Here is a 6482-nt window from a genome sequence, read left to right as displayed (position 1 = left end):
GGACACGACCCCCGCATCCACCTGCGTCCCGTCGCCCCGATTCCCCGCGGTTGGCGCTCTGCCGGAGAGGACTTCGGCTCTCGTGCTCCCCTCGACCACCGAACGCCGCCAGGCCGAGGAGGCTGAGCTCGCCGCACCATCCGACCCGCGCCGGCAGAGACGGGGGCCGGCGAGCACGGTTCCGGCAGCGCCCGCGGCACAGCCCCCAGGTGCCTCCCGTGCAGGCCCGCCCTCGGCACAGCGACCGTACGGTCCCGGCCGCCGACGTACCGCAAGACCGGCGTACCGCAAGACCGGGCGTCAGGCCGCGATGAGCTCCTGCTCGCGGACCGGCGTCTCGACCTGGGGCTTCTTCTTGTTGGGCAGCGAGAGCCGGAAGACCTTGCGCCAGGCGGAGAACACCTGCTTGGGCAGCGGCCCGGTGACGTACTCCAGCTCGTACTTCTCGAACAGCGCGCGCACCTTCACCGCGACCTCGGCGTACCGGTTGCTCGGCAGGTCCGGGAACAGGTGGTGCTCGATCTGGTGGGACAGGTTGCCGGTCATGAAGTGCATGGCCTTGCTGCCGCTGATGTTCGCCGAGCCCATCATCTGGCGCAGGTACCACTGGCCGCGCGTCTCGCCCTTGATCGACCGGCGCTCGAAGACCTGCACGCCCTCGGGGAAGTGCCCGCACATGATCACCGAGTGGGACCAGATGTTGCGGACCAGGTTGGCGGTGAACGTGGCGGCGAGCGTGGGGAGGAACGACGGGCCCGACAGCAGCGGGTGGATCACGTAGTCCTTGAGCACCTGCTTGCGGATCTTGCGGCCCACGGCCCTGGCCTGCGCGCGGAACTCCGGGTTCTTGCGGCGGCGCTTGTGGAGGTTCTTGCCGAGCTCCAGGTCGTAGGCCGCGATGCCGTACTCGAAGAAGCAGGCGTTGATGAAGTTCCACAGCGGCTGGCCGAGGTGGAAGGGGTGCCACTTCTGGTCCTCGTCGACGCGCATGATGCCGTAGCCGAGGTCGTTGTCCTTGCCGATCACGTTGGTGTACGTGTGGTGCAGCTCGTTGTGCGAGTGCTTCCACTGGTCCGCCGGCGAGACGTGATCCCATTCCCAGGTGGTGGAGTGGATCTTCGGGTCCCGCATCCAGTCCCACTGGCCGTGCAGGATGTTGTGCCCGATCTCCATGTTGTCCATGATCTTCGCCACGGAGAGCCCGGCGGTGCCGATCAGCCACGCGGGCGGGAACATCGAGAACAGCAGAACGCCCCTGCTGACCAGCTCCAGCTTGCGCTGGGCGGAGATGACCTTCCGGATGTAGGCGGCGTCCTCCTCTCCGCGGCCGGCGATCACCTCGTCGCGGATCGCGTCCAGCTCGCGGCCGAGCTCCTCGATCTGCTCCGCGGTCAGGTGGGCGGTGGGGTCGATGGCGGTCAAAGTGCTCCTACCGTTCGATGCTGCAAGGGCCCGCGGCGGCGGACACACAGGTCTGGATGAGGACGCCCGGCTCGGCCTCGGTGATCTCGCCGGTGCGCAGGTCGCGTACGGCACCCGCCTTCAGCGGTGTGACGCAGCCGAAGCAGATGCCCATACGGCACCCGGAGGGCATGAGCACGCCGGACTCCTCGCCGACGTCCAGCAACGGCGTGGCGCCGTCCGCGGCGACGGTCTTGCCGGTCGTGCTGAAGGTGACCTCGCCGCCGTCACCGGCGACGACGATGCCGGGGCGGAAGCGTTCGGTGTGCAGGCGCTCCGGTACGCCGTGCTCGCTCCAGTGCTTCTCGGCGGCGTCAAGCAGGCCCGTGGGCCCGCAGGCCCAGGTCTCGCGCTCGGCCCAGTCGGGCACGAGTTCGTCGAGACGGGCGATGTCCAGCATGCCGTCGGTGTCGGTGTGCACCTCGGTGAGGCGCAGCTTCTTGTCGGCGACCAGGTCGTGCAGTTCGTTGCGGAAGATCACGTCCTGCGGCTGTGGCGCGCTGTGGACCATGACGACGTCGTCGAACTCGGTGTCGCGCAGCATGCCCATGACCGGGGTGATGCCGCTGCCGGCCGTCAGGTAGAGCACCTTGGCGGGCCTGGCCTTCGGCAGCACGAAGTCACCGGTCGCCTGGTCGAGCTGGATCAGCGTGCCCGGCTTCGCCCTGCGGACCAGGTGGTTGCTGACCTTGCCGTCCGGGATCGCCTTCACGGTGATCGTGACGCGGCCGTCGCGCCGGTCCGTCGGGGAGGTGACCGAGTAGGCACGCCACAGGCGCACACCGTCGACGTCGACGCCGACCCGTACGTACTGGCCGGCAGTGTGTCCACGCCAGCCCCGTCCCGGCCTGATCACGATGGTCGCGGCGTCATCCGTCTCGGGATGCACGGCCTCGATGCGCCCACGCAGGTCGGCGCCCGCTCGCAGCGGGCTGACCAGGTCGAGGTAGTCCGACGGCAGCAGCGGCGTCGTGACCATCTCCAGTAGTTTCCACGCCCTGCTGCGGAGGGCTGTACTCGTCATGGCCCCAGCTTGCTGTGCCCAAAGGCGTAAAGTCCTGACCGCAGGACGTGAATCTGGTCGCCCGAATTGTTCGCAGGGAACAAAAAATGAGCCATGCAATCCAGAGGGCCAGTGAACTGGCCCTGGACGAGAGGACGGTCACCGCACTGCGGGCCGAGCTGAGGACCACCGCCGACGAGGTCGTCCAGGCCATCATCGACGAGGTTCCTCCCTATGCCAACGCGCTTTCGGGCAGCATGGGCGGCACCATCCGCCGGGCCGTCCGCACGGCCCTGGGGCATTACCTGGACCTGGCGAGCGGGAACGCCACAGGCGGTGACGCCGGAGACGCGGCCTACGAGCTGGGCCGCGGCGAGGTCCGCGACGGCCGCTCGATGGACGCCCTGCTCAGCGCCTACCGCGTGGGTGCCCGTGTGGCCTGGCGCTGTCTGGCGGCGGGCGCCGTACCCGCGGGACTGCCGGCCGCCGAGGTCGCCAAGTTCGCCGAGCTGACCTTCGCCTACATCGACGAGCTCTCCGCCGCGAGCGCAGCGGGCCACGCCGACGAACTGGCCGCGCAGGGCCGGGCCCAGGAGCGCCACCTGGAACACCTGGCCCGCGACCTCATCGCCGGCGCGAGCCCGGACGTGCTGCTCGTCTCCGCTCAACGGGCCGGCTGGCAGCCTCCGGTCTCGCTGACCGCGGTTCTGCTGCCCGCCGCTCAGGCCCGGCCCGCCTGCCGGGTGCTCGACCCGGGCACCCTGGTCCTCGACGATCTGCCGGACGCCTTCGGCGTGCTGCTCGTTCCCGACGCAGACCGCCCGCATCTCCTGCGGCAGCTGACCGACCGCACCGCCGTGGTCGGCCCGGCCCGGCCATGGACGCGGGCGTCCGCCTCTTACGCCCGAGCCGTTCGCGCCCGCTCCCTGTCCTCCGACATCCGCGACACCGAGGACCACCTGCCGGAGCTGGTGCTGAGCGCCGACGCGGACGCGTTCGCAGACCTGCGGGCCCGAGCCCTCGCACCGCTGCGGACCCTGCCCGAGGCGACCGCGCAGCGGCTGGAGGAGACGCTGCGGGCGTGGCTCCTGCATCAGGGCCGACGGGACGAGGTGGCGGCGGCCCTGTTCGTCCACCCTCAGACGGTCCGGTACCGGATGGCGCAGGTACGGGAACTGTTCCCTGATCTCACATCGCCGCAGCGGGTCCTCGAACTGACCCTGGCGGTCGGTCTTCGGGCCGGCTGACACGCACTTCCACCGACTCACGTCGGCTTGGTTTGCCTCCTTCGTCCGGATCGGCTCCACGGCGGGTGGGCCCCGCCGTGGAGCTGTCGTCCGCCCGCTCGTCACTCGCTGCCCAGCGCGGCGATGCGTGTCGGGGGGCGGACGTGGATCACGCGGTGGTGCAGGCGGTGCCGTTCAGGCTGAAGGCGGAGGGCTTGCTGAAGGAGCCGCTGGAGGTGCCCTGGAACCCGAAGGTCGCCTGGCCGCCGGCCGCCAGCACGCCGTTGTGGCTCACGTTGCTCGCCGTGACCGCTCCCGAGGATCCGGACAGGGTCGCGTTCCAGGCGCTGGTGATCTGCTGCCCGGAGGGGAGGGTGAACGCGAGCTTCCAGCCGTTGACGGTGGTGCTGCCGGTGTTGGTGAGGGTGACGTCGGCGGTGAAACCGCCCTGCCAGGCGTTCGTCGCGTACGCCACCTTGCAGGCCGTGGAGCCTCCCGGGGTGCCAGGGCCTCCCGGGTCACTGGAAGAGCCCTTGTTGACAGTGGAGGAGAACGAGTTCACGGCGAGGCCCGCACCGTTCTGCCAGGGCTCGAAGCCGGCCTGAACACTCGTCAGGTACCAGTTGTTCTGGGCGAGTCCGCGGGAGACGGCCTGCCGGACGAAGTCCATCACGTCGAAGTTCCAGCTGCTGAGCGCCGACGGCGCGACGAACGAGATCACGTCGTTCGAGCCGTTGCTGCCGGTCCACACCTGCCAGTCGCGGCCGCCGACGTTGGTGTTGCCGACGGGGGAGCCGATGGGCTGGACGGATCCGACCCTGTTGAACCAGATCATGATCTCGGTGCGGTTCACGCCGTCGGTGCGGGGTGTGGGGTCGAGCCAGATGTCGTACGCGGCGTCGTAGACCGCGTTGTTGACGTAGGTGAAGGAGATGCTCGAAGGGGCGCTGGAGATGGTGCTGAGCTGCGCGGGGAGGTTGGTCCCCGGCGAGCAGTTCGTGTAGTGGCAGCCGTTGAAGATGGACGGGTACGACTTCGGGGCGCCGTTCGTGGGGACGGACCCGTCGGCCTGGGTGACCCTGAATCCTGAGTCGGTCGCGGTGATGCACTGGGTGGCGCTGGTGCCCCAGCGGTTGTTCTGGACCACGTAGCGACCCTGGACGGTCGTCGAGCCGTAGGTCTCGCAGATCGTGGTGTCGGCCTGCGCGGCGGGGGTGGTGGTCAGCAGTGCGGCGAGCGAGACGAGCGAGGTGAGCAGCGCGCCGAGCAGGCCACGCGCGCGGCGGGCATGATGCGGGGAAGGACGCATGCGGATCCTCTTCAGGGGTGGGGGAGACCGCGGGAAAGGGTTCCCGTGAGCTGATGGATTGGGAGCGCTCCCAATCCTGTTTCCGGCAGGACTGTAGGCACGGTTCAGGTGCATGACAAGGGTCTCGACAGCAACAGGTCGGGCCGATTTGGGAGACGCAGGTCAGGTAGGGGGCGGTGCGTTACCGGGGCCGTCTCCGGTGATCGGCGGGCGGACCTCAGGTGGACTCGCGGACCACCAGCTCCGTACGGAGGATCGTGTGACGCCAGGCCACGGCACCTTCCTCCATCTCCTCCAGGAGCAGCCGGATCATGGCCCGTCCGACCTCCTCGATCGGCTGACGGACCGTGGTGAGCTGTGGTTCGGTCCGCTGGGCCAGCGGAAAGTCGTCGAAGCCGATCACGGCGACGTCCTCGGGCACCCGGCGACCGGCCGCGCGCAGGGCCTCCAGGGCTCCGGCGGCCGTGGTGTCCGACGCCGCGAGGACGCCGTCGATGTCCGGGTGCCGTTGAAGTAGTTCGGCCATGGCGAGGCGACCGCTCTCCGCCGTGAAGTCGCTCTCGGCGACGAGGCTCCGCACCACGTCGAGGCCCGCCAGCGCGAGTGCCTCTTCGTAGCCGCGCAGCCGGCACTGTGCCGCGTGCAGGTCGAGGGGCCCGGTGATGGTGGCGATGACCCTGCGACCCCGCTGGACGAGGTGGGAGACGGCGCTGCGCGCTCCGCCGACGTTGTCCATGTCGACGTAGCTGACGTATTCGTCGCCCGAGCGGCGTCCCAGCAGTACGGTCGGCAGGCGGGCCTCGGCGAGCATGTCCGGCAGTGGATCGCCGGCGTGCACGGACATCAGCAGGACGCCGTCGACCCGGCCACCGCGCGCGTACTCGAGGAAGCGCTGTCGTTCGGCGTCGGAGCGGACCAGGGTCAGGAGCAGCTGCATTCCGGTGTCCGTCAGGGCGTCCCCGAGCGAGGTGACGATCTCGGAGAAGAAGGGCTCCGCGAACTGCCGCCAGTCCGGCTCGGTCATGACCAGGGCTACAGCGTCGGCGCGCCGCCCCGCGAGGGAACGGGCCGCGAGATTGGGCACGTAGCCGAGTTCGTCGATGGCCTGCTGCACGGCCCGGCGCGTCGACTCCTTCACGCCTGTGGCGTTGTTGATGACGCGCGAGACAGTGCCGCGTCCCACCCGTGCGTGGGCGGCCACTTCCTCCAGCGTCGGTGCCCCCGGGCGTCGCCTGCCCATGCCACCTCCCCCCAAGAGATCACCGATCTTACCGGCCGGAGGGGATCGCGCACACGACTTCACCGGTGGGTTTGGTGACGGACTGTCGTCCTGTACCCAGGGATTGGGAGCGCTCCCGATCGGTGTGGCGCCACCGGAGACCGGTCAGCGGTCGGAGCGATCGCGGTCCCTGGCTCCGGCTGACCTCAGTCCGGTTGGGGCTCTGGGACCGACGGCCGAAAGCCGGGCGGCTCATGGGGGGGG

5 protein-coding genes are annotated in these 6482 nt (G+C 69.7%); 1 reads left to right on the top strand and 4 read right to left on the bottom strand.

The window, feature by feature from the left end:
* Nucleotides 1–300: 300 nt before the first annotated feature.
* Complete coding sequence (locus EHS43_RS33850) at nt 301–1422, bottom strand: acyl-CoA desaturase (RefSeq protein ID WP_125194475.1); 1122 nt, start codon at nt 1420–1422, stop codon at nt 301–303.
* A gap of 7 nt (nt 1423–1429) precedes the next feature.
* Nucleotides 1430–2485 (bottom strand): ferredoxin reductase, encoded by a 1056-nt coding sequence (locus EHS43_RS33845; protein WP_125194474.1) that lies wholly within the window; start codon nt 2483–2485, stop codon nt 1430–1432.
* Between the two features lie 86 nt (nt 2486–2571).
* Between EHS43_RS33845 and EHS43_RS33840 the strand changes: the two genes are divergently transcribed.
* Nucleotides 2572–3711 (top strand): CdaR family transcriptional regulator, encoded by a 1140-nt coding sequence (locus EHS43_RS33840; RefSeq protein WP_125194473.1) that lies wholly within the window; start codon nt 2572–2574, stop codon nt 3709–3711.
* Nucleotides 3712–3859: 148 nt separating this feature from the next.
* Here the strand turns inward: EHS43_RS33840 and EHS43_RS33835 are convergent, their stop codons facing one another.
* The gene (locus EHS43_RS33835) at nt 3860–4999 is read right to left on the bottom strand and encodes a cellulose binding domain-containing protein (protein ID WP_125194472.1); all 1140 of its coding nucleotides are present in this window, start codon (nt 4997–4999) and stop codon (nt 3860–3862) included.
* A gap of 217 nt (nt 5000–5216) precedes the next feature.
* Nucleotides 5217–6239: a LacI family DNA-binding transcriptional regulator gene (locus tag EHS43_RS33830; RefSeq protein ID WP_125194471.1), complete on the bottom strand. Its 1023-nt coding sequence runs from the start codon at nt 6237–6239 to the stop codon at nt 5217–5219.
* Nucleotides 6240–6482: the final 243 nt, after the last annotated feature.

The organism is Streptomyces sp. RP5T (genome assembly GCF_003933965.1).
GTDB lineage: Bacteria > Actinomycetota > Actinomycetes > Streptomycetales > Streptomycetaceae > Streptomyces.
Note: the sequence above shows the minus strand (reverse complement) of the source record. Positions and strands in the feature narration are given on the sequence as shown.

What these genes read in the sequence shown, in the direction of transcription:
- EHS43_RS33845 (WP_125194474.1), bottom strand. Translation starts at nt 2,485, where the DNA reads ATGACGAGTACAGCCCTCCGCAGCAGGGCGTGGAAACTACTGGAGATG.
- EHS43_RS33830 (WP_125194471.1), bottom strand. Translation starts at nt 6,239, where the DNA reads ATGGGCAGGCGACGCCCGGGGGCACCGACGCTGGAGGAAGTGGCCGCC.
- EHS43_RS33840 (WP_125194473.1), top strand. Translation starts at nt 2,572, where the DNA reads ATGAGCCATGCAATCCAGAGGGCCAGTGAACTGGCCCTGGACGAGAGG.
- EHS43_RS33835 (WP_125194472.1), bottom strand. Translation starts at nt 4,999, where the DNA reads ATGCGTCCTTCCCCGCATCATGCCCGCCGCGCGCGTGGCCTGCTCGGC.